Source organism: Psychrobacter sp. 1U2, assembly GCF_051847575.1.
Genome location: NZ_JBPYDC010000738.1, coordinates 1 through 866, shown reverse-complemented (window position 1 = coordinate 866; position 866 = coordinate 1). Strand labels below are relative to the sequence as shown.

Genomic DNA, 866 nt, shown 5'->3' with positions numbered 1-866 from the left:
AAAATACGAGATATAAAACGCATCATACAGTCATTAATTTTGACTGTTTTTGAATGATATGACTGTATTAAAGCATGGCTAAGTGCGCTATCATCAATAGCATTAATAAGTTGCTTTGCTTAACTTACCAACCATTATTAGGGTGAATCCATGTTACATCTGCATCATTTAGAGAACTCACGCTCGTTTCGTATCATATGGCTTTTGGAAGAACTAAACGCTGACTATCAGCTGACTTGTTACGAGCGTACTAAAGCTTACCGTGCGCCTGAAAGTTTAAAGAAAATTCATCCACTTGGTCATACTCCTATCTTGGAGGTGAACGGACGTGCGCTGGTCGAATCAGGATTTATCATTGAGTATTTACTCAAGCATTATGATAAAGAACAACATCTTAAACCTACTGATGACAATGAAGAGGCATGGGAGTCTTATACTTTTTGGCTACACTTTGCTGAAGCATCAATCATGCCGCTGTTGGTCATGCGTTTGGTATTTACCAAAGTGGTCGAAAAATCACCAATGCTTATCAAGCCTGTGAGCAAGAGTATTCGTAAGCAAGTCGAAAACAATATGATTAGTGATAGTCTGACAACGATGCTAAATATGATGGAGCAGCAACTACAGCACAATCATTGGTTTGCAGGTGAAGCTTTTAGTGCTGCAGACATTCAGATGCATCTTGTGGTCGTTGCTACCAATGCAGGAAGTGGGCTCGACAAAGTAAAATACGCCAATATATTAAATTGGTTAAAACGCTGCGAAGCGCGAGCAGCTTTCAAGCAAGCTGAAGTCAAAGGTGGCCGTGTCCAGTTCTAGGACTACTAGATTTATCAAAGTGCTTATAAATGCTAGCTATTGCTATG

The 866-nt window shown here is 39.7% G+C and carries 1 protein-coding gene; it reads left to right on the top strand.

The features are described 5' to 3' along the window. The first annotated feature begins 150 nt into the window (after positions 1-150). Complete coding sequence (locus ACS8FD_RS18425) at positions 151-819, top strand: glutathione S-transferase (protein ID WP_299216445.1); 669 nt, start codon at positions 151-153, stop codon at positions 817-819. Positions 820-866: the final 47 nt, after the last annotated feature.